The following is a 23,432-nucleotide window of genomic DNA, read 5'->3' on the forward strand; positions in this document are numbered from 1 at the left end:
AAACTAAGATATGAAATGAAAGTAATCCACCAAAATTTTATTATTCTTCAACCTTGGTGTAAAAACTTCTAAAAGCTGCGATTTACTGGAAGGTTCAAAGAAGGTTGCAAGTTTTTTTTCTAACGATTTTTTTTCATTGACAGCACTATAATCTAATCCATGCATCGCGCAGAGTGCCTTTGCGTCTAGTTGATGTTTGGTCTCGAAAAATCGTTCAAAGTTTTCTGAATCATCCTTGCCAGGTAATATTCTAAAAATACCTCCTCCCCCATTATTAATAAGAATAATTCTAAAATCCTTGCGCATGTAATTATTCCACAACGCATTACTATCGTAGAAAAAACTTAAGTCTCCGGTAATCAAGAGTGTTGGTGATTCAGCGTTTAAAGAAGCTCCTATGGCTGTTGACGTGCTCCCGTCTATTCCACTAGTGCCTCTATTACAATATACTTTTATGGTTTTATCCAAATCAAATAGCTGAGCATACCTTACCGTAGAACTATTGGCTAACTGTAGTTGAAAATTATCCGGTATTCGTTGCGCAATGGTATAGAATGCTAAAAAATCCGAGAATTGAATTTGAGTTAAATAACTTTCTCTCTTTCTAAGATATTTGGTCCTAACCCTATTCCATTTGGCATAATAATCACTGTGTACGGTTTCTTTCTTTTTTGTATATATGTTGGATAAGAAATCCTGTGCAGGCATTTTGAGATGTCTTGTTAGACAGAAAAATGTATCGTTTGCTTTCTTCTGTCCTACATGGTAATGCCGGTCAGGACCAAAAGAACGTAAAAAAGCCTTAATTTTTTTTGATACGATTAAACCTCCAAAAGTCAATAAAATATCCGGCTGTAATTCTTGAAATAAAACCTCCTTGTCCTTTGATAATTCCATAGGAGCGATTAACGTATCTATACTAGAAAAAAAGTTCTGGTGATGTATATTAGATGTATTTTCCGTAAGCACTATAACCGATGGGTCATCCCCTATGCAATCCAAATATCCTTGAGCAATGGTATTTGGCGGGTTCACGCCGACCAGAACCATCTTTCTTTTCGCATTATGCCAGGCTGATATAATCTCATCGTCAACAGAGCTTGCCGCTTCACTATTTTCATAGAAATCTAGGTTGGGCTGAAGGGTAGATTTCTTTAAAACTTCATACAAGGGTTCTTCAAAAGGGGCGTTGATATGAACCGGAGTATATTCATGAATACTGATGTTGATGGCCTTATTGAGTTCGTTATCATTATATGCCTGAACCTTGTTTTGCTCATTTTCCACAGATAACTGATCAATCCATTCTGGCCTGTACCTTTTAATTCTATCCGTTGCATGTGTCAAATCCTGTTTAAGGTTTGCGCTATAACCTATATGCCTATCAAAAACATTATCCTGACGAATGGTCTGGCCGTCACCCACATCAATCTTATAAGACGGTCTATCTGCAGAGATTACGATTAATGGAATCTCACTATAAAAAGCTTCCGCTACGGCGGGATAATAGTTTAAAAGTGCACTGCCAGAAGTACATACTACAGCAGCTGGCTTTCCGGAATACTGTGCTAGACCGAGTGCAAAAAAGGCCGCACAACGCTCATCGACAATACTGTAACAGTTAAAATAAGGGTTTTCAGTAAAGGAAATTATTAAAGGTGCGTTCCTAGATCCAGGTGAAATTACAATGTTAGATATTCCCTTGGCTTGACAATGCTGAGTAATAGTCTGGGCCAGTGGTATTGCGGAGTATTTCATTACTTACAAAAATACGACCTGCAAATTTTAAAACCCAATAGTTACTTGCCTAAACCTACAAAATATTCAAAATGGTTCCGCTTTTGTGTACGGTTTCTTCCCATTCCCTAAAGGGGTCAGATTCTGCAGTGATACCCCCACCAACATATATTATGGCCTTCTTATCTTTAAGTTGTACGCAGCGTAAATTCACATATAATTCCGATGAACTTGTTACCGTTCCGTATGCATTGTTCTCTGTATTTCTAGCGTTCCTATTTCGAGTGCTAGCTTTCTTAAAGTTCAACTCTCCTAAGTAACCGGTGTAAAAAGACCTATGATAACCTTCATTTTCTAAGATAAATTTTTTGGAAGATGTCATAGGAAGTCCGCACACGGCCGGGGTTGGATGAAGCTTCTTAGTTAGTTCACCAAAATGATTTGTTCCCATTTGTCCAGAAAGTTTCGTTCTCAGGTGCCAAAGCTGACCTGCTCTAACACTTTCTAAGGCCGATATACAAAGTTCTGTTGTTACAGGTCTCAGGTTCTCAGCTATATAATCCGTAACCAATCGTTGTTCATCCAATTCTTTATTGGACCACACGGGTGTTTTCAGTGCATCGTTATGAGCTTGCGTACCGGCCAAGGACATAGTCGTAAAACTAGACCCGCTCCTTTTTACCAATATCTCTGGGGTTGCACCCAGCCAAATCCCTACTTTTGGGTGATACCATAAATAACAGAATGCATTACCATAGGTTTTAATAAGCCTTTTTAGCAAAGTAATCGGAGAATCGGTATAACTAACTTCTACCTTTCTGGATAATACGACTTTCTTGAATTCGTTGGATTTTATGGCATCTACCGCGCTTGAGACCAAGTCCATATATCGTGTGCGGTCTGTGTGATCTAAATCTAAATTTTTCCTGACAGAAGCCCTATCAGGGATGTCGAAGTCAATGCTACCTTTCATAACCCTATCCGGCTTCAAGAGAATACTAGGAGCATTACTATCAAATGGAGCAAAAACAAAACCCACTTCCTTTAAATCCTTTACCAAGTTTAAACTATCGTCTTTCTGAAAAATTCCATGAAGTGTTTCTTCTCTTGGTTTTTTGTAAAGAACAAAAGGATGTGACTGCCCCAGACTTTCTTTTGCAAGTGCTAAAAGTGTATTCATTTGACTACTTTTTTGGCAGTGCAATAGTAGTCAACTTGCATATAGAAACTAGTTCATTAGCTTCATTAGTAATTTTAATTTCCCAAAGTTGAGTGGTTCGTCCTCTATGAACAACAACTGCTTTTGCAAAAACGAAACCTTCTTTTACACTTTTTACGTGATTGGCCGATATTTCAATACCTCGTATATAATATTCTTGAGCGTTCAAAAAAATATAAGAAGCCGTACTTCCAACACTTTCAGCCAAAGCAACCATGGCACCACCGTGCAGGACACCATCTGGTTGGTGCACTTTTGACGTAACAGGCATTTTTCCTACCAAGAAATTCTCTCCAACGTCTATATATTCTATTTCCAAGGTTTCCATCATCGTATTCTTGGATGATGCATTACAAACCTCTAGTATTGTATCTTTATGACCACTCATCTTTTTTATTGTAAAATTAAGGAATAGATTAGCAATCTCGGCAACGATACTAATTTGAACGAAATGACCAGAAAAACCATAACCTATACTACCACTAATTCTTACGAAACGCTAAATAAAATAGGTCCTAAGACAAAAAATGTTTGGATTGTTTTTCATGGTCTAGGCTATTTAAGCAGGTATTTCTTAAATCATTTTAAAGAATTGGAAGCAGACGAAAACTACATTATTGCTCCGCAAGCGCCTTCTAAATATTACTTAAAAAACGAGTTTAAGCATGTGGGCGCCAGTTGGCTCACCAAAGAAGACACCAAACAAGAAACGCAAAATGTAATGACTTACATCAATGCAATTATGAAAGAAGAAACTTTACCCAAGAATTGTAAGCTAATAATATTCGGTTTCTCTCAAGGCGTTTCTATTGCGGCAAGATGGGTAGCAAACTATCAAATACCGTGTAATAAATTGGTTTTTTATGCCGGTGGAATTCCGAACGAACTAACACCATCAGACTTCCTATTTCTGAGCGATACGGAAACAGAAATTATAGGTATTATAGGTGACTCGGACGAATATCTTACTGAAGAGCGTGTGAAAAGTGAAACCGAAAAAATGAATTCCCTTTTTCGCCGAAAGGCAAAACAGATTACCTTTAATGGCGGTCATGAAATTAAAAAGGAAATCATCAATTCACTAGTGTGGTAATCATGGGCGTTATATTGGAAGATAGAAGAGTAAAACTTACACCTTTAACGTTAGAAAACTATGCACATTTAATTCCTATAGCCAGCGAGGAAAAACTGATACAATATTCTCCATCAGACATAGGCAGTCCCAAATCCTTGAAGCGCTATGTGCAGTTAGCACTGGCGCAACAATCAGAAGGAAAAAGTATTCCCTTTATAGTGTATGACAAGAAAAATAATTCATATGCCGGCAGTACCAGATACATGCACATCAATAGAAAAAATAAAGTTTTACATATAGGAGCTACCTGGATTGGTAAAGAATTTCAAGGGAGTGGCTTAAACAGCCATATGAAACAATTAATGTTATCCCATGCTTTCGAGAAAATGGAATTCGAAAAAGTAGAATTTAGAGTGGACGAGAGAAATATAGTTTCTAGAAAAGCGGTGGAAAAACTGGGGTGCACCTTGGAAGGAGTTTTACGCAAGGATGTGTACTTGCTAGATGGTTATAAAAGAAATACTTGTTGTTATGGTCTATTAAAACAAGAATGGGATAGGTAAAAGAAATAAATTGGCTCAGTACAAGTCTCCAAAACACTTTAATCCAGATTAAAGGGTAGAATTCTATGGATTATTACTTTTCCACTACTTCTGGGACATAATAGGTTATTTTTCTAGTCTTGTAAGTATTCTCAGGGCGCACTATTTGTTTAATCCAATTACCTTCTCCTTCTCTATCATATTGATAAACGTACTCTTTCTTCATAACCTCATCGCCATTTTTAGAGGCTTCACCCACTAACATGTCATTGTCATCATAGGTATATGTGGTTCTTTTAGTGGGCACAAAAGTCTTCTCTGCAATATTATATTCAAATTCTTGTTGTGCTACCAAAAGTCCTTTTTCGTTAAAAACCTCTTCAAAGGCTTTGTTGGCTTCTCCCTTTAAATATTCCTTTGTTAACACTATCTTTTGAACAGTACCGTTCTTTTTATTTACCTGAGAGGTCCTAATGGATTTTAGCGGTTCATTATTAATAAGATACGTTACCGTATATTCCCCTTTATATTTTTTGTATTCTATTAAAGTCTCATCTATACCATCATTATTGGTGCGAATGATTTTAACCAAATCTCCCTTGTCATCATAGTGATACACGTATTGATCTAAAAATTCCTCTTCGTAAGAAACTATTTTTTCGGTAACCTTGACGTTATTTAAGGTGTCTAGCTTATAGAAGTGGGCAATTGAAGTACTTGGGTCAAAAGTATTGTTTCTATAGGACTCCGACCTTTTTTCAATGAGTTCATCATTTTGATATTTATAATACACCACATCATAATCGGCCTCATTATATCTGGTTACCGATTTGGTCAATACTCCCTTTAGGTTAAAGTCGTATTCCTCTTTTCCATAGCTAGTGCTAACCAAACATGTTTTAACACTATCCTTTAAATCAAAATCCTTTAGAGTAAAAATTTTGACCTCTTGAGCATAAAACACCAAAGGCAAACAAATTAAAATAAATAAAAATTGGGGGATGTAATTTTTTACCATGGCATCTAAATTACTTCAAAAACTTCAAAAGATGTTCCAAAAATAGAAAGGAGCGGTGAATACCGCCCCTTTTTCGATGTTATTGTTATGTAAATTACTTGACTTCTTCGAAGTCTACCCTTCGGCGGAGCCTGTATTGAGCTCGGTCGAAATGCTCAGGACAAGCTACTTGACTTCTTCGAAGTCTACCCTTCGGCTCCGCTCAGGACAGGCTACTTGACTTCTTCGAAGTCTACGTCTTCTACGTTATCACCTTCTGGTGCTGCATCAGCAGTTGGCTCTCCTTGCGGAGCACCACCAGCTTGTTGCGCTTCTGCTTGTGCCTTGTACATTTCTTCAGAAGCCACTTTCCATGCTTCGTTTATTTTGTCCAATGCTGGTGCAATTACAGCCAAATCTTTTGATTCATAAGCAGCTTTCAACTCGGTAAGTGCTTCTTCAATTGGCTTTTTCTTATCATCGGAAAGCTTGTCACCAAACTCGGTCAATTGCTTTTCCGTTTGAAAGATCATTCCATCGGCTTCGTTCAGTTTATCAGCAGTCTCCTTTGCCTTCTTATCAGATTCCGCATTAGCCTCAGCTTCAGCCTTCATCTTTTGAATTTCTTCTTCGGTTAAACCAGATGATGCCTCGATACGGATATCCTGCGTTTTATTCGTTGCCTTATCCGTTGCAGAAACCTTGATGATACCGTTAGCATCAATATCAAAGGTAACCTCAATCTGTGGTGTACCTCTTTGTGCAGGTGGAATACCATCTAAGTGAAAACGACCGATAGTTTTGTTATCCGAAGCCATAGGTCTTTCTCCCTGTAATACGTGAATCTCCACAGAAGGTTGATTATCTGCTGCGGTAGAAAACACCTGTGACTTCTTTGTAGGGATTGTGGTATTCGCATCTATTAACTTGGTCATAACGCTTCCCATAGTTTCAATACCTAACGATAGTGGTGTAACGTCTAATAAAAGTACATCTTTAACATCACCCGTTAAAACACCACCTTGTATTGCAGCTCCAATGGCAACGACCTCGTCTGGATTAACTCCTTTCGACGGTTTCTTACCAAAAAACTTCTCCACAGCTTCTTGCACTGCAGGAATTCTAGTAGAACCACCCACTAAAATGATCTCATCAATATCGCTTTTTGAAAGTCCGGCTGCTTTTAAAGCAGTGGCACATGGCTCAATAGTTCTCTTTACCAAATCAGCGATTAACTGCTCAAATTTAGCTTTTGTTAATGTTCTAACTAAGTGCTTTGGTCCAGAAGCCGTTGCGGTTACATAAGGCAGATTAATTTCTGTTTGTGCTGAAGAAGACAATTCTATTTTTGCTTTCTCCGCTGCTTCTCGCAATCTTTGGAGTGCCATAGCGTCTTCTCTTAAATCCATACCTTCTTCAGATTTGAACTCATCAGCCAACCAATCTATAATCTTTTGGTCAACATCGTCCCCTCCTAAATGCGTATCTCCATCCGTAGCCAATACTTCAAATACACCATCACCAAGTTCCAATATGGAAACATCATGCGTACCTCCACCAAAATCAAAAACAACTATTTTTTGATCGGTATCTTTTTTATCCATACCATATGCCAATGAAGCAGAGGTAGGCTCATTAATTATTCTCTCTACGGTGAGACCTGCAATTTCACCAGCTTCTTTAGTAGCTTGTCTTTGCGCATCGTTAAAGTATGCTGGTACGGTAATAACAGCTCTAGACACATCCTGACCCAAATAATCCTCAGCGGTCTTCTTCATCTTTTGAAGAATCATTGCAGATAATTCCTGTGGGGTGTACAAACGACCGTCTATATCTACTCTCGGTGTGTCATTATCGCCCTTTACCACTTTGTAGGGTACACGCTTGGCCTCCTTGCTAGATTCCGAAAACTTGTTTCCCATAAAACGTTTTATGGAATATATGGTATTGTGTGGGTTTGTAACGGCCTGACGCTTTGCAGGATCACCTACCTTAATTTCACCGCCTTCTACAAACGCAATAACGGAAGGAGTTGTTCTTTTTCCCTCTGCGTTAGGTATTACAACTGGCTCGTTCCCCTCCATTACGGAAACACAGGAGTTGGTAGTACCTAAATCTATTCCTATAATTTTACTCATCTTATATGTTTTAAAATATTAGTGCATTATTTTTTAATCGATTAGTAAATGTCAAACAATATGCCAAGGGAACAAAACTGACAGGATGTCATTTACGGAGTCAGTTTCATACAATACCGCTGATTGGTTTGGTAGGATTGACAAACGTTGTACATTAGCATACAATCTAATACCAATGTTGCAAATAGAATGCATTAGCATATTTGATATGCTTAAAATAGGCGTAGGGCCTTCTAGCTCGCATACCTTAGGTCCATGGAGAGCGGCCGAAAGATGGATAAAAGATTTAGAAAAATCGGGAACCTTAACAGAAGTTGTAGAGGTAAAGGTACAGATGTATGGCTCATTGTCATTAACAGGTAAGGGCCATGCAACAGATTATGCCGTTATTTTAGGGCTTCTAGGAACTGACCCCGAGTACATACCCATTGATAAGGTTCATGAACTCGTCTCAAACGTTACCCTCAATAAAAAACTACATCTCGGTGGAAAATTAGAACTAGATTTTGATCCGAAGACGGACATTATTTTTAATAGAAAATTTCTACCTTATCATGCGAATGGTCTACAGTTCGAGGCCAGATTAAAATCGGGTAAAAAGACCTCAAAAAAATATTATTCCATTGGAGGAGGTTTTGTGGTAGTTGAAGAACGTAAAAATGCCAAAAAGAAGGTAGCCGCATTTAATACCTTTCCCTATCCCGTTCAAAAAGGCGATGAACTATTACGTTTCTGCGAACTGGAAAAAAAATCTATTTCGGAAATTGTATTGCAAAACGAACGATCGTTGAGGACCGACGCCAAAATAGACGAGGAATTGCTGCGCATATGGAATACGATGCTGGAGTGCATGTATACCGGATGCCATACCGAAGGAAAGTTACCGGGAGGCCTTAACGTAAAACGACGTGCCTTTGAAATGCACAAAAACCTTATCGGAATTGTTCCCTACACTAACCCTAGTGAATGGTTACAGTCCATAAGGCAGACTGAAGTTAAGTTCCGACAAATACTGCAATGGGTAAGCTGTTTTGCCCTTAGCGTCAATGAGGTTAATGCTTCATTGGGGAGAGTGGTCACTGCACCAACAAATGGAAGTGCAGGTGTAATACCAGCTGTTTTAATGTATTACTTGGTGATAGAGAACCATGCGGGTAATTTTGAACACATCAAACAATTTCTTCTGGTTGCTGGGGAGATAGGAAGTATTTTTAAAAAGGGTGCTACAATTTCTGCCGCTATGGGAGGCTGCCAAGCAGAAATAGGAGTTTCTTCTGCGATGGCAGCAGGGGCGCTGACAGAGCTATTGGGAGGTTCTCCTGAACAAGTACTAATGGCTGCGGAAATAGCCATGGAACACCATCTAGGGCTAACCTGTGACCCCATTGGCGGGTTGGTTCAAATTCCATGTATAGAACGAAATTCAATGGGTGCGATAAAGGCCATCAATGCTGCTGAACTAGCATTGGGGTCCGACCCAAAAGAGGCAAAAGTACCACTTGACAAAGTTGTACAGACCATGTGGGAGACTGCCAAAGACATGAATTCCAAATACAAAGAAACTTCAGAGGGCGGCTTAGCCGTAGGTGTATTTTTAAGTGATTGTTAGGCAAGCACAACTTTAGTTTCTATTCTACTGATTTTAGGTAGGCAGTAACGTTTTGTACTATGCGCTCCTCAATATTTTCCGTATTCGCTTTTACGAATTTTTCTCCTGTAATATTCTCATACAGCTCTATATATCTTTCTGATACGGTGGAAATGTATTCGTCCGACATTTCTGGAACGGTCTGACCTTCAAGTCCTTGAAAACCATTAGAAATTAACCATTGCCTTACAAATTCTTTAGACAACTGTTTTTGAGCCTCTCCCCTCTCCTGCCTTTCTTCATAACCATCCGCATAAAAATAACGCGAAGAATCAGGGGTATGAATTTCATCTATCAGAACGATTTTACCCTCCTTGGTCTTTCCAAACTCATATTTTGTATCCACTAGAATCAGTCCTCTATCGGCAGCAAGTTGGGTACCACGTTCAAAAAGGGCATAGGTATACTTTTCTAGAACAGCATAATCTTCCGCAGAAACGATTTCTTTTTCAACAATGGCCTCTTTGGAGATATCCTCGTCATGATCACCCATTTCGGCTTTGGTGGCAGGGGTGATGATGGGTGTGGGAAATTTATCGTTCTCTTTCATTCCATCTGGCATCGGAACACCGCACAGCATCCTCTTACCTGCCTTATATTCTCTTGCGGCATGCCCGGACATGTATCCCCTAATAACCATTTCCACCTTAAAAGCTTCGCAACGTACACCGACAGCTACGTTAGGGTCTGGTGTAGCAGAAAGCCAATTGGGAACGATATCCGCAGTGAGCGCCATCATTTTTGTTGCTATCTGGTTCAATATTTGTCCCTTAAAAGGAATTCCCTTTGGCATTACCACATCAAAGGCAGAAAGTCTATCCGTTGCTATCATCACCAATACATCGTTCTTCAAGGTGTAGACTTCCCTAACCTTTCCTGTGTAAACATGCTCTTGGTTCGGAAAGTTAAAATTGGTATCGTAAATAGTCTGGGGCATTCTTTAGTTAATTTTGGTGTTCAATATTTCTGTAGGCATCAATTACCTTTTTTACGAGCCTGTGCCGTATTACGTCCTTATCATCAAGATATATAATTTCTATACCTTCTACATTAGCTAGAACCAACAGTGCTTCTTTTAATCCGGAAATAGTTCTTCTGGGCAAATCTATCTGTCCAGGGTCACCAGTAATCAAGAACTGGGCATTTTTTCCCATTCTGGTAAGGAACATTTTCATTTGGGCGTGTGTAGTATTTTGGGCTTCATCCAAAATCACAAAGGCATTATCCAAAGTACGTCCTCTCATAAAGGCCATAGGCGCAATTTGAATGGTCCCATTTTCAATAAAGTGCGCCAATTTTTCCGCAGGAATCATATCCCTTAACGCATCATATAATGGTTGCATGTAAGGGTCTAGTTTTTCCTGTAAATCCCCTGGCAGGAAACCTAGATTCTCCCCTGCCTCTACGGCAGGCCTGGTAAGGATAATTCTTCTCACTTGCTTTTCCTTAAGGGCCTTTACCGCCAAAGCCACACCTGTATAGGTCTTCCCTGTTCCTGCGGGCCCTATGGCAAATACCATGTCATTTTTTTTGGCAGCATCTACCAAACGTCTTTGGTTCGCCGTTTGAGCTTTAATCAGTTTTCCGCTTACACCATGCACTAAAGTTTCCCCGCTATTTGCAGAAGATTGATAGTCTTTGGAAGTTTCACTGGTTAGGACACGCTCTATACTATTTTCATCTAATTTATTGTATTTAACGAAATGTTCCGTCAACATGTCAAAACGTTTATCAAATTCCTCTAAAAGGCTTTCATCGCCATAGACTTTTATTTTATTCCCCCTAGCTACAATCTTAAGCTTTGGGAAATATTTTTTTAAAAGATCAATATTCTCATTTTGCTGTCCAAAAAACTCTCTTGGACTAATTTCGGTAAGTTCTAAAACCAGTTCGTTCAAATAGTAGAATTTAATAAGATTAAGCCGAGGTGAAGTTTAATTTCGCTTGGCTCTTTTTTTGTTTAATTTTGTATATCAAATTTAAGCAAATTTTCACTTTGCCCAGTCAAAAACATATCAACATTGCTTCATGGCAATCATTACACTAACTACGGATTTTGGACTTAAAGACCACTTTGTTGGGGTACTAAAAGGTTCTATCTACAGTGCATTGCCAGATGCTAAGATTGTTGATATATCCCACGACATTACCCCTTTTAATATTCATGAATGTGCTTATATTTTGGAGAATTCGTACCATAATTTTCCAAGAGGCACTATTCACATAGTAGGTGTAGATTCTGAGGCTACACCAGAAAACAAACATATAGCGGTGTTGGTAGACGGCCATTATTTTATAAGCGCAAATACCGGAGTGATCGGACTTATAACTTCAGAAATGAAACCGGAAAAAGTTATGGAAATCAATATTCCAGACCCTATTCATGGTTCTTTTCCCGTTATGAGTGTTTTTGTTCAAGTAGCTTGCCATTTAGCCAGGGGAGGAACTTTAGAGGTTATAGGAAAGCCTTTTTCCGAACCAAAAAACTTAAGAGAGTTCGCTCCCCGTATTGTTGATGATGGAAAAAAAATAATTGGGAGTGTTATCTATATTGACAATTACGGCAACGTGGTCACAAATATTCAAAAACATTTATTTGACGCCTACAGAAACGGGCGTTCTTTTGAACTACAGGCCAGAAACTATAAAATAAAAGCAATATTCAACGCCTACAGCGATATCGTCGATTTCTCTCTTGATAAAAGTAAACGAAAAGGTGACGGAGATTTACTGGCATTGTTCAACTCCTCCGGATATATTGAGTTGGCCATCTATAAAAGTAATTTGAATACCGTAGGAGGAGCTTCTACCCTATTGGGTCTAGATTACAGAGATACCATAATTATCGATTTCCTTTAAGATAAGAAACTTAAGAACGCTTTGGTCACAACTAAGCACTTCTATCTTTTTAGAAGGTGGCCGGTACACCCTCCCAAACACAAAACGTTAATAACTAAAGTAATGTTCTAGTGTAGATTCCTTATTTGGTTGATTCTACGGTGCTTTTAGACCGAAGTTACCACCGCCTTACTGTTGATAAGTTTGTTTCCGTTGAACAGGCATTTCAAATATCTTTGTTTTAGATGAAGTGCTGATAATAGTGAATGACATTCTCACAACGGCACCCTAGTTCTCATAAAAGAAATCAAAGCATAAAGAATGAAATTCATAGTCTCTAGCACATATTTATTAAAACAACTTCAGGTTTTAGGTGGGGTTATCAATAACAGCAATACCTTGCCAATTTTGGATAATTTTCTTTTTGATTTAAACAAGGATAAATTAACGGTTTCCGCATCGGACTTAGAAACTACAATGAGTTCCGTACTCAATGTAGATTCTGATAATGAGGGAACTATTGCGGTACCGGCACGTTTACTTTTGGAAACTCTGAAAACCTTTCCGGAGCAGCCGTTGACTTTCGTTGTTTCTGATAACAATACGGTTGAAATCAGCTCTAATCATGGTAAATATGCACTGGCCTATGCAGATGGAGCGGAATTTCCCAAGGCGGTTGAGCTTTCAAACCCAAGCTCTACGGCACTCTTAGGTGACATTTTAGCCACGGCGATAAATAAAACCATATTCGCTGCGGGTAATGATGACCTTAGACCCGTTATGAGTGGAGTGTTTTTTCAATTTTCACCGGAAAACCTAACATTTGTGGCTACAGATGCACATAAATTGGTAAAATATCAACGAGCGGATGTAACCGCCTCTCAAGTAGCTGAGTTTATAATGCCTAAAAAACCACTTACACTGCTTAAAGGTATTTTGGCCGGGAGTGAATCAGAAGTAGTTATCGAATATAACGATAGTAATGCAAAGTTTACCTTTGATGAAACAGAATTGATTTGTAGGTTAATTGATGGTAAATACCCTAATTATGAGGCTGTAATACCAAAAGAAAATCCTAACAAACTAACTATTGCTAGAAATCAGTTTTTAAGTTCCGTTAGAAGGGTCTCTATCTTTTCCAATAAAACCACACATCAAATAAGACTCAAAATTGCCGGTGCGGAACTAAATATTTCTGCAGAGGATATTGATTATTCCAACAAAGCGGAGGAGCGTTTAACTTGTAGTTATCAAGGTGATGATATGCAAATAGGATTCAACTCTAGATTCCTTACCGAAATGTTGAATAATTTAGGCTCTGATGAGGTTTCTCTGGAGATGAGCTTGCCAAATAGAGCAGGCATACTTACTCCTATAGATGGCCTGGACGAAGGTGAAAACGTAACAATGTTGGTAATGCCAGTTATGCTAAATAGTTAGTGATAATCAGATTTTTAAATAAGTAAAAGGGGAGCTAAATAGCTCCCCTTTTCAATGTCATTATATTATGATATGAACTTTATCGTCCCGAAATAACTTGGACCTTCTCCGTTACCCGCTTTTACAGCATTAACAATAGGCATTATAAGAGATAAAACACCTGCGAATATCAGTAGTGCGATTCCTAAACCAAATAAGAGTATTGCCGGAATACCTATGATTACGTAGAGAATTAGACTCAATTGAAAATTAATTATTGCTTTGCCGTGTTCGTCCATACCAACTACCGAGTCCTTCATGGTAAGCCAAAGTACCAATGGCACAATAAGTCCTCCAAATCCGGTGATGAAATCTAGATATTGGGTTAAATGGGCAACGACCAAAAGATTTCGGTCTTCCCGTAACGCGATGTTGTGATTAATTATTTCCATTTTCTGATTGATTTTAAGATGAATAACTACAAATGTGACGTAGCAATCAGATAAATGTTACACTTTTTCCTAAGAATTAATATTAAACCTTCTTCAGAAGCTTTTCTAACTTTAATTTATTCTTGGCGATTTTGGCATTAAGTTTCAAGACCTTACTGTTTATTTTATCTATGTCCACAGGTGCCAATTTACCTTTGGCCTTGCCCTTTTCTAATTTGGATTGTAATTTCTGAACTTGATTCTCATCCTTGGCTATTCCTTTCTTATAGGAAGCTACAGTCTTCAAGAGTTTTTCTCTTTTATCCTTTTGCTTCTCCTTCTTTTTAAGTTTTTTATCTTCCTTTTTGGCTTTTTCAACCTTACGTTTAACAGCCTTCATCTCCTCCTCTTCTTGGATTTTTAATTGCTCTGAAGTTTCCGTGGATCCGTTTGTTTGTCCGTAAGAACCAGAAACCATGACTCCGAATAAAAGTAAGAATAAAGCGTACCTGAACTTTTGCATGCAGTTATAGAATTTAAAATTATTATACTAATGTAGATAATTATCATTAACCATAGACGAACCGAAAATTATTTTCAATCACTACAGGCTACCTTATTAATTATTTACTTTTACATCATGATTCAAGATGATACCATTATAGCCCTAGCAACTCCTTCGGGAGCCGGCGCAATTGCCGTAATAAGAATATCCGGTGGCCAGGCTGTCGATATTGTCTCAAAACACTTTAAATCTGTTATCAATAAGAAACTAATAGAACAAAAAAGTCACACCATTCACTTGGGACATATCATTGATGGTAAGAAATTTTTAGATCAGGTTTTGGTCTCTATTTTCAAAAACCCACATTCGTACACCGGAGAAGATGTGGTTGAAATCTCATGTCATGGCTCAGTCTATATTCAACAGCAAATTATTCAGCTTTTTTTGAGAAACGGTTGTCGTATGGCGGCTGCTGGCGAATTTACCATGAGAGCGTTCCTTAATGGTAAGATGGATTTGAGTCAGGCCGAAGCCGTTGCGGATTTAATTGCAAGCGATAGCGAAGCAGCGCATCAAATTGCCATGCAACAGATGCGGGGAGGTTTTAGTAACGAGATTAAAAAACTTAGGCAAGAACTATTGAACTTTGCCTCTCTCATTGAGCTAGAATTGGATTTTTCCCAAGAGGATGTTGAATTCGCCGATAGAACGCAATTTAATAATCTTCTAGATAAGATAACTCAAGTATTAAAGGGGTTAATAGATTCATTTGCCCTTGGAAATGTCATCAAAAATGGTATTCCCATTGCCATAGTAGGTGAGCCCAATGTGGGGAAGTCTACCCTCCTCAACGCCATTTTGAACGAAGAGAGAGCTATTGTAAGCGATATTCCAGGAACAACAAGAGATACTGTTGAGGACCAGATAGCTATCGGTGGAGTAAATTTCAGGTTCATTGATACCGCAGGCATAAGAAATACAGAGGATAAGATAGAACAAATAGGTATTGCTAGAGCCTACGAAAAAATTGAACAGGCACAGCTAGTCATCTATCTTTTTGAGGCCTCTGAAGACAAAGCAGCGGAGATTGAGGCTTTACGGAATAAATATACAGACAAGAACATACTCCTTTTAGCCAATAAAATAGATACCGTAAAAAAGGATAGAGTTAAAGAGTTAAAAAACACATTTAAGGACCTCGTACTACTATCCGCCAAAGATGGTAAGGGCATTGAAGAATTGAAAGAGAAATTATTGACACTTTCCAATGCTGGCCAAATGGGCAAGAATGATACTATTGTGACCAATAACAGGCATTACGATGCCTTATTAAAAGCCCTAGAAGCGATACAAAAGGTTAAAGAAGGCATGGACATGGAGTTGTCAAGCGACCTTATGGCGATTGATATTAGAGAAGCGCTTTTTCACCTCGGGGAAATCACGGGAAGCGTTTCTACGGATGATTTACTCGGAAACATCTTTTCTAATTTCTGTATCGGGAAATAATACCACTTCAAAAAAGCTTGTTGTATATTTAACTTTCCAAATTTTATTCATGTTCAGTTTTTTTTCAAAAAAAGAGTTCTTAGTCGATTATTTAGAGGGATATGTTGATATACATAATCACATCTTACCAGGTATTGATGATGGCGCCAAAAATGTTGAAGAGTCGATAGCCCTATTAAAAGCTTTCGCTGAATTTGGGGTGAGAGATTTTATATGCACCCCTCATATTATGGAGAATTATTACCCCAATACTCCAGAGACCATAAATAAATCTTTAGCCGTTTTAGAGAATGGCTTAAAAATGAGTAATTTAAACGAGTTTAATATTCGTGTGGCCGCCGAACACATGATCGATTCAAATTTCGAGACTATTTTAGAGGAAAAAAAAATAATGCCCTTGGCGAATAACTATCTTCTAATTGAAATGAGCTACATACAGGCATCCATAAACTTTGACCAAGAAATTTCAAGAATTAAATCAGCTGGCTATTTTCCAATACTTGCTCATCCAGAGCGATATTTATATTTACATAACAAAAAAGGAATATATAAAAAATATAAAAAAATGGGTCTTATATTTCAGTTAAATATACTATCCTTAAGTGACTATTATGGCAAAGATACTCACAAAATAGCATTGCAACTTTTGAATGAGAATTTAATCGATTTTATAAGCTCTGATGTTCATAGATTTAAACATTTAAACAATATAAAAGAAATCGAAATAGATAAAGATTTAATGACTAAACTTCTTCCAATTATAGAAAGAACTACAAATAATTTTGGAACTTTCTAGGAAAATTTCCACCAAGGCTTCTTCATATTTTCTCCGTAACCATATCCATATTTTCCACCATAGCCTAAGTTAGAAGAACTTACGCCATTGACTACAAAAGCTAATGAAGGTAGTTTACCTTCCTTTTTTAAATTTATCGGATACTGTAAGACTTTTTTCTCCGTATTACCGGAACGCACTACATATAATACATGATTTGCATATTCCGTAAGGAGTAAAGTGTCAGTAACCACAAGCAAAGGTGCAGTATCAACGACAACATAATCATAATCAATCGATACTTTTTCAATTAATTCTTTTATTCTATCACTCATTAACAACTCGGAGGGGTTTGGTGGAATTTTACCAGAATAAATAACATCAATAGTATTTGTATGAACTAATAAGGTATTTATAATGTCCTTACTTGTCAGCTTTTCATCGTATAAATACTCTGTCAAACCAGCATCTTCATTTCTTTTGGGTTTACCTAATCTGTCAACGTTTTTACCGGCAAAAAATGTATATAATTTAGGATTTCTTATATCGGCTCCAATTAAAAGTACCTTTTTATTTGTACTAGATAAAATCATAGATAAATTGGAGGAGACAAATGTTTTACCTTCTCCTGGAACACTAGATGTAACGAAAATCACATTATTTTTTATATCTTTTTTGGCCTTTATTAGGTAATCCAAATTGGTTCTTAAAATTCTAAGAGATTCACTTAACACGGATCTATCGTCTTTTTTTATTAATAATTCCTCATTCTTTGAAACGCTGGGTAACTCAGAAAGCACAGGAACATCATTGATAAGTTTTTCCAAATCTGCCTTGTTGTTGACTTTATTATCCAGTAGTTGATTGGTATATATTATCGAGAATGGCACCAAGAACGCAAGAATAAGAGAAGCTAAATAAATCAATGGTTTCTTGGGTGTGACAGGTGCAAGTTGTACCAAATGAGCATTATCTATAACCTTTGACTTGGGTGTACTGGAAGCTAAAGTTATTTGAGATTCCTCCCTCTTCTGCAAGAGGTATAAATATAAAGACTCAGTGGTTTCCTGTTTCCTTGTTATATCTCTTAAATCACGAGAGTTTTTTGGTGCGCTATAAATTTTGGAATTAATCCTAGCCATTTGAGAGGAAAGATTATTAACCTGCATACCTAAATTCCTCTCCATTCCAGACAAACTAGATTGTATTGTTGATTTTAGTCCTTGTAATTGTTGATCTAAATTAACAATTATAGGGTTTTGTTCATCCGCACTTTTTAGAAGCCTTTTTCTTTCAAGCACTAATTCATTGTATTTCGCTGTTGTGTTGGCTATACTCCCGTCGGATAAACCTACATTAGACGGTAAAACCTCAAAGCCGTCTTCCTCAGATAAATAACTGTTCATTCCCGCGGCAATATTCAATTGAGTTTTGGCGTTTTCCAAATTCTGTCTACTTGCTGCACCCACGTTTAATGCTATATTTGATTCGGCCGCAATATCGTTGACTCCCTTTTCTGTCTTAAATTCCTCAGCACTCTGGTCCACAGACGATAAATTCGTTGATATTTCCTTTATTCTTTCATCAATAAAATTAGAAGTTCTATCCGCAACTATCCTCTTATCTTCAATAGCGTTTTGATTGTAGATTTCAATAAGTGTATTAATAACATCAAGAGCTTTTTGTTTAATAGGACTATTCAACGAAATATTAATGATATTAGAAAATTCTAAGGCAGGGGTAATAACAATTTTTTGCTGATAATTCTCAGCAATGGAAAATATAGGTCGTAACTCAACCTGAATTTTCTTACCTAAATAACTCCGTATATAATCAATATTTGGAGTTAAAACTATATCTCCAATATCTGTCGATATATTTTTTCCAAAGGAGTGAATTACTACATTTTCGTCATCCCCATCGCTAAATTCAAACTTGCTCTCAGAAATAGGTGAAATAAAAAATGATAGATAGGAATTATTAACAATAGAATCATTCCTAAGAAAATTGACCTTAAATGGCTTGTTAAGATATATCTCACTGCTCTTAACGTTACCTATAAGACTTAACTTGAGGTTAAGTTTAAGCTTATTTACAACAGAAATAAAATTAGATCTTGAATTAAGAATTTCTATTTCATCTTCAACTTTGTTTGAAGAACCTCCTAAAATACCCAAATCTCCGAAAGCAGATAATTCAGATGAAGAGTTTTTATCCTCTAATATATGAATCTTGGCTTTTGCAGCGTATTCAGGTGTTGCGTACCTTATGAAGATGAAAGCTCCTACAATAAAACATATAATAGAAAGAAGAAACCATTTCCAATAACGCGAATATGATTTGATGAGATCATTTATATCGATATTAGAATCTAAAAATCCTTTTGAATCCATATTTTAATTTAACGTTTTTAAAAGTCTTAATTTCTTGTTATAATCAGTACTGTTGATGTAATAAGTACGGAGGCAATAGATACCCAAATTGACGCCCTATTATCTAAACTAGAAGAAGTAACTGCGGACTGGTTTGGTTCCACATAGACGACATCGTTTTGTGTTAAATAGTATACAGGTGAATTCAAAGATTCCTTCTGGGTAAGATCTATTCGGGTATATACTTTTGTACCATTGAAGTCTCGTATTACGAGAATATTTTGCCGCATACCCTTAATGGTCAAATCATTTGCTAGACCCAAAGCTTCTAAAATAGTTATTTGTTCACCATTAACTGGATACGTCCCTGGTCTATTTACTTCACCAAGAACAGTAACGGTAAAATTCTTTAAGCGAATATTAATAATAGGATCTTTGAGAAACGGCTTGAGTTTTTCTTTTAACATAGCCTTAGCCTCTTCGGGGGATAGACCTACAACTTTAACATTCCCTAAAACAGGAAAATCAATTTCACCGTTTTTATCTACAATATAATCAACTTGTTCAGCTCTTATTCCACCTTCTTCAGCTCCTTTAAAAAGATTAAATGGAATACTTGCCTCTTGATCTAAAGTAGATATATGAATACTAATTACATCGTCAACTTTAAATTTATTTGTATGTGAATTGTCACTTACTATAGTTTCAAAATCAGTAGCATTTTGAAAATAGATAATGTCTTTTTTTGAAGCGCAGGAAAATATCAATAGAGTTAAAAAGAAACAAATTGACTTAGAAATAATAATTAAGGTCTTTTTCAAAATTTAATTTTTTTTAAATGATACTAAGGTTGGCAGGTTACTTTGATTCGACGATTTTCAACTTAGAAGGTTTATTTTTTTTAACTTTATCGTAGTTACAAAATTCAGAGTTGTTAGACACATATTCCGGAACAATTTCCTTCATTAGCTTAACTGGATTTCCATTAAAAAACATATTGGTAATGCAAAGCTCATCTATTCTAGAACGTACTTCTAAATGATTAATTTCTCTAGTTTTACTTATTTTAATCTTTTTGTGATATGTTGGCAAAGTGTTTTCACCATTTGCTAATAGTTCTTCATAAAGTTTTTCTCCTGGTCTTAACCCCGTGATTTTTATATCAATATCTTTTGGGTAATTTAATCCAGATAATTTTATCATATTTTTAGCTAAATCATAAATCCTGACGGATTCACCCATATCAAAGATAAAGATTTCTCCACCTTCACCCATCGCTCCAGCTTCCAAAACCAATTGCGAAGCTTCTGGGATGGTCATAAAGTACCTGGTAATGTCCTTATGTGTTAAAGTCAACGGTCCTCCTTTCTCTATTTGCTTTCTAAACAAAGGAATTACTGAACCGTTTGAGCCGAGCACATTACCAAATCTAGTTGTAATGAATTTTGTTCTTCCCTCTTGTTGCATGCAACTTATGTACATCTCTGCAATACGTTTACTTGCTCCCATTACATTAGTGGGGTTTACAGCTTTATCTGTAGAAATAAACACGAATTTTTCGATACCATGAATAACTGCTAAATCTGCAACTGTTTTCGTTCCCGCAATATTAATTTTGATTGCTTCATAAGAATTATATTCCATCAAAGGAACATGCTTATAGGCGGCTGCATGAAAAACAATATTAGGTTTATATTCATCAAAAATCCCATTTAGCCTATTTTTATCCCTTACATCACCAACCAAAGGAATAAAATTGTGAAACCCATTTTGTTTTAATTCTTGTTGCAAATCATATAATGCAGATTCTGCTTGATCTACAACAATCAGTGATTTATAAGAGTAAGTACAGATTTGCCTCACAATCTCACTACCTATAGAACCTGCTCCCCCTGTAACTAAAATACTTTTCCCATTCAATTCTTCTGAAATATGGCTATTCTTTATATTGATAGGAGCTCTATCAAGCAAATCCTCAATTTGAACATTTTTTATCTGCGAAGCCTTCAATTCTCCATTAATCCAATCTTCTATTGGGGGCACTATTTTAACTAGTACAGGATAATCAACCAATCCTTCTACTAAAAGTCTTAACTTTTTCGAATCTATATTTTGAATGGAAAAAATAATTTCCGAAATATCATTCTTTAAAATAAATTCTTCATTTAAAATATTTTCGGAAAAGACCTTAATACCATTTATGCTCTTTCCAACTTTCGCCTTATCATTGTCTATGTAACCAACGACTCTTGCTTTAGTTTTAGAATTATTGGTCAACGCATTGAAAGTTAGCATACCAGACTCCCCTGCGCCATATATCATGATGTTTTTAGAGGTTTTCATTCCTAATGAAATATGACTATAGATAGATTTAAAAATATAACGGCTAGCCGTTAATGCAACAAAAGCTATTAAACTATTAATTATTATTATTGACAAGGGAATAGTAAAATTATCAAGAGCAGTAATTTCTTTATTAATTAGTATCATTATAATCAATAAAATACTTGACAAACAAATAGCATTAAATAAATTATAAACATCACGCACTCCGGTATACCTTACTACTCCTTTATAAGAACCTACTAAAAGAAAAGAAATTAAAGCTATGAAAATGACAATAGGCAATTGTACAAGCAGTTGACCAACCTCAAAATTAAAAGTAAGGTTGAATCTTATAATGTAAGATACTATTAAAGAAAAAGCGACTATGCACAAATCAATGCATAAAATAAGCCATTTAGAAGCATATTTATGCACATTATCATTAATGTATTTCTGTATCATTTTGTGTTTTTTTTGATAATTGCAACTGTTCTTTGCAAATCTTCAATCGAAAGATTTGTTCCACTGGGTAGGCAAAGTCCTCTTTCAAAAAGATTTTCACATACACCATTACAATAATTTGGATAATTTTTAAAAATTGGTTGCATGTGCATTGGTTTCCATAAAGGTCTGGACTCAATGTTATTTTTTTCTAACGCTAACCTGAATTTTTCTCTGATTTTAAATGATGGTGTAAGTATGCAGGTTAACCATCTATTAGAAAAACTAGCTTCCCTTTCATCCAAAAAGGTAATTTGTTCAATTCCTTTAAATTCTTCTTTGTAAAATTCATAATTGCTTCTTCTCCCCGCTACCCTTTCATCTAAAACCCTCATTTGACCCCTACCAATTCCTGCTAAAACATTGCTCATCCTATAGTTAAAACCAATCTCAGAATGCTGATAATGAGGGGCGGAATCTCGAGCTTGCGTAGCTAAATAAACTGCTTCATCCCTTAGCTTGGAATTTTTGGTGACTAGCGCACCACCTCCGGAGGTGGTAATAATCTTATTTCCATTAAAAGATAAAACCGAAATATCTCCGAAAGTACCACACGGCCTCTGATTATATGTGCTACCCAATGCCTCTGCGCTGTCTTCCAATACTGGAATCCCATATTGCTTAGAAATATTAGTTATCTTATCAACATCGTATGGCATACCGTAAAGGTGAACTGCTATTATAGCTTTCGGCTTTTTACCACTACTAATTCTTTCAATAATAGCTTTTTCTAACAACAATGGACACATGTTCCAGGTCGCCTCTTCACTATCAATAAAAATAGGATTAGCACCAAGATATTTTATCGGGTTAGCAGAAGCTGAAAAGGTAAATGATTGACATAGCACATCGTCATTTGATTCCACTCCCAACAATTTAAGCCCCAAATGTATGGCGGAGGTTCCTGAATTAAGAAGGGCAATCTTAGAGTTATTACCTAAATAAAGACTCAAATCTGATTCAAAACCATCTACATTAGGGCCTAACGGAGCTATCCAATTCGATTCAAATGCTTTATGGATAAAAGCAAGCTCATCCCCGCCCATATGTGGTGAGGATAACCAAACTTTTTTCCTTTTTATAGTTTCAGTATTCAAAATGATATTATTTGGGATAATATTTCGCTAATGTAATAGATACTCCTAATTAAATAATACCGAAACCTTTGTTATTCGTTTAATCAAAGAAATTATCGTTTAACTACAAAAATAACAAAATTGTAGATGGATAAAATTTTAATTATCAAAATTCTCAGTGAAAAAATAGAATGTTTAAAGTCCAATTATCCCTAAATATAACTTTTGCTTTTTTTTGTGAAATTCAAGTGCATATTCATTTTGAACACCCAGCAGCTCAAATTCATAGTACCATACTGTTAATTTTGTAAAAAATCCAAGTATTTAC

General features: G+C 36.5%; 20 protein-coding genes. 7 read left to right on the top strand and 13 right to left on the bottom strand.

Going from position 1 to position 23,432, the window contains the following annotated elements:
• Window positions 1-3: 3 nt before the first annotated feature.
• The 3 genes from menD to EJ994_RS06365 are packed head-to-tail and all read right to left on the bottom strand — an operon-like array spanning window position 4 to window position 3,344.
• Complete coding sequence (gene menD, locus EJ994_RS06355; protein WP_126591700.1) at window positions 4-1,758, bottom strand: 2-succinyl-5-enolpyruvyl-6-hydroxy-3-cyclohexene-1-carboxylic-acid synthase; 1,755 nt, start codon at window positions 1,756-1,758, stop codon at window positions 4-6.
• Between the two features lie 55 nt (window positions 1,759-1,813).
• Entirely contained in the window at window positions 1,814-2,917 is a 1,104-nt protein-coding gene (locus EJ994_RS06360) for a chorismate-binding protein (RefSeq protein ID WP_126591701.1), read from the bottom strand.
• 4 nt (window positions 2,918-2,921) lie between these two features.
• Window positions 2,922-3,344, bottom strand: coding sequence for a PaaI family thioesterase (locus tag EJ994_RS06365; protein ID WP_126591702.1), 423 nt, complete (start codon window positions 3,342-3,344; stop codon window positions 2,922-2,924).
• 63 nt (window positions 3,345-3,407) lie between these two features.
• On the opposite strand from EJ994_RS06365, the gene EJ994_RS06370 reads away from it, so the two are divergent.
• Window positions 3,408-4,049 (top strand): alpha/beta hydrolase, encoded by a 642-nt coding sequence (locus tag EJ994_RS06370; protein ID WP_126591703.1) that lies wholly within the window; start codon window positions 3,408-3,410, stop codon window positions 4,047-4,049.
• Between the two features lie 2 nt (window positions 4,050-4,051).
• Window positions 4,052-4,594, top strand: coding sequence for a GNAT family N-acetyltransferase (locus EJ994_RS06375; RefSeq protein ID WP_126591704.1), 543 nt, complete (start codon window positions 4,052-4,054; stop codon window positions 4,592-4,594).
• 73 nt (window positions 4,595-4,667) lie between these two features.
• Here EJ994_RS06375 and EJ994_RS06380 read toward each other — a convergent pair whose 3' ends face one another.
• Both EJ994_RS06380 and dnaK read right to left on the bottom strand, forming a co-directional pair.
• Window positions 4,668-5,591 (bottom strand): hypothetical protein, encoded by a 924-nt coding sequence (locus EJ994_RS06380; protein ID WP_126591705.1) that lies wholly within the window; start codon window positions 5,589-5,591, stop codon window positions 4,668-4,670.
• A gap of 212 nt (window positions 5,592-5,803) precedes the next feature.
• On the bottom strand, window positions 5,804-7,708 hold the full coding sequence (gene dnaK / locus EJ994_RS06385; RefSeq protein WP_126591706.1) for a molecular chaperone DnaK: 1,905 nt from the start codon (window positions 7,706-7,708) through the stop codon (window positions 5,804-5,806).
• Between the two features lie 184 nt (window positions 7,709-7,892).
• Between dnaK and EJ994_RS06390 the strand changes: the two genes are divergently transcribed.
• Window positions 7,893-9,317 (top strand): L-serine ammonia-lyase, encoded by a 1,425-nt coding sequence (locus EJ994_RS06390; RefSeq protein ID WP_126593661.1) that lies wholly within the window; start codon window positions 7,893-7,895, stop codon window positions 9,315-9,317.
• Between the two features lie 19 nt (window positions 9,318-9,336).
• On the opposite strand, the gene EJ994_RS06395 is transcribed toward EJ994_RS06390, so the two are convergent.
• Together EJ994_RS06395 and EJ994_RS06400 are read right to left on the bottom strand one after the other, a co-directional pair.
• Entirely contained in the window at window positions 9,337-10,293 is a 957-nt protein-coding gene (locus EJ994_RS06395; RefSeq protein ID WP_126591707.1) for a phosphoribosylaminoimidazolesuccinocarboxamide synthase, read from the bottom strand.
• 7 nt (window positions 10,294-10,300) lie between these two features.
• Window positions 10,301-11,254 carry a PhoH family protein gene (locus tag EJ994_RS06400; protein WP_126591708.1) on the bottom strand — a complete coding sequence of 318 codons (954 nt, stop codon included), beginning with the start codon at window positions 11,252-11,254 and terminating at the stop codon, window positions 10,301-10,303.
• A 130-nt stretch (window positions 11,255-11,384) separates the two neighbouring features.
• On the opposite strand from EJ994_RS06400, the gene EJ994_RS06405 reads away from it, so the two are divergent.
• Both EJ994_RS06405 and dnaN read left to right on the top strand, forming a co-directional pair.
• Complete coding sequence (locus EJ994_RS06405; protein ID WP_126591709.1) at window positions 11,385-12,215, top strand: S-adenosyl-l-methionine hydroxide adenosyltransferase family protein; 831 nt, start codon at window positions 11,385-11,387, stop codon at window positions 12,213-12,215.
• Between the two features lie 300 nt (window positions 12,216-12,515).
• A complete protein-coding gene (gene dnaN / locus EJ994_RS06410) occupies window positions 12,516-13,634 on the top strand; it encodes a DNA polymerase III subunit beta (protein WP_126591710.1) in 1,119 nt (372 codons plus the stop codon).
• 65 nt (window positions 13,635-13,699) lie between these two features.
• Here dnaN and EJ994_RS06415 read toward each other — a convergent pair whose 3' ends face one another.
• Together EJ994_RS06415 and EJ994_RS06420 are read right to left on the bottom strand one after the other, a co-directional pair.
• The gene (locus EJ994_RS06415; RefSeq protein WP_126591711.1) at window positions 13,700-14,065 is read right to left on the bottom strand and encodes a DUF4870 domain-containing protein; all 366 of its coding nucleotides are present in this window, start codon (window positions 14,063-14,065) and stop codon (window positions 13,700-13,702) included.
• A gap of 82 nt (window positions 14,066-14,147) precedes the next feature.
• Window positions 14,148-14,567, bottom strand: coding sequence for a hypothetical protein (locus EJ994_RS06420; protein WP_126591712.1), 420 nt, complete (start codon window positions 14,565-14,567; stop codon window positions 14,148-14,150).
• Window positions 14,568-14,684: 117 nt separating this feature from the next.
• On the opposite strand from EJ994_RS06420, the gene mnmE reads away from it, so the two are divergent.
• Window positions 14,685-16,055, top strand: coding sequence for a tRNA uridine-5-carboxymethylaminomethyl(34) synthesis GTPase MnmE (gene mnmE, locus EJ994_RS06425; RefSeq protein ID WP_126591713.1), 1,371 nt, complete (start codon window positions 14,685-14,687; stop codon window positions 16,053-16,055).
• A gap of 49 nt (window positions 16,056-16,104) precedes the next feature.
• A complete protein-coding gene (locus tag EJ994_RS06430) occupies window positions 16,105-16,851 on the top strand; it encodes a tyrosine-protein phosphatase (protein ID WP_126591714.1) in 747 nt (248 codons plus the stop codon).
• On the opposite strand, the gene EJ994_RS06435 is transcribed toward EJ994_RS06430, so the two are convergent.
• Genes EJ994_RS06435 through EJ994_RS06450 form a run of 4 tightly spaced genes read right to left on the bottom strand, consistent with a single transcriptional unit; the run spans window position 16,848 to window position 23,074 of the window.
• Window positions 16,848-19,223, bottom strand: a complete 2,376-nt coding sequence (locus EJ994_RS06435) for a GumC family protein (protein ID WP_126591715.1) — start codon at window positions 19,221-19,223, stop codon at window positions 16,848-16,850. The genes EJ994_RS06430 and EJ994_RS06435 overlap by 4 nt on opposite strands.
• 26 nt (window positions 19,224-19,249) lie before the next feature.
• Window positions 19,250-20,023, bottom strand: coding sequence for a polysaccharide biosynthesis/export family protein (locus EJ994_RS06440; RefSeq protein ID WP_126591716.1), 774 nt, complete (start codon window positions 20,021-20,023; stop codon window positions 19,250-19,252).
• A gap of 37 nt (window positions 20,024-20,060) precedes the next feature.
• Window positions 20,061-21,989: a polysaccharide biosynthesis protein gene (locus EJ994_RS06445; protein WP_126591717.1), complete on the bottom strand. Its 1,929-nt coding sequence runs from the start codon at window positions 21,987-21,989 to the stop codon at window positions 20,061-20,063.
• Entirely contained in the window at window positions 21,986-23,074 is a 1,089-nt protein-coding gene (locus EJ994_RS06450) for a DegT/DnrJ/EryC1/StrS family aminotransferase (protein WP_126593662.1), read from the bottom strand. The genes EJ994_RS06445 and EJ994_RS06450 overlap by 4 nt, the downstream gene beginning before the upstream one ends.
• Window positions 23,075-23,432: the final 358 nt, after the last annotated feature.

Source organism: Maribacter sp. MJ134 (assembly GCF_003970695.1).
In the GTDB taxonomy this organism is placed as follows: Bacteria; Bacteroidota; Bacteroidia; order Flavobacteriales; family Flavobacteriaceae; genus Maribacter.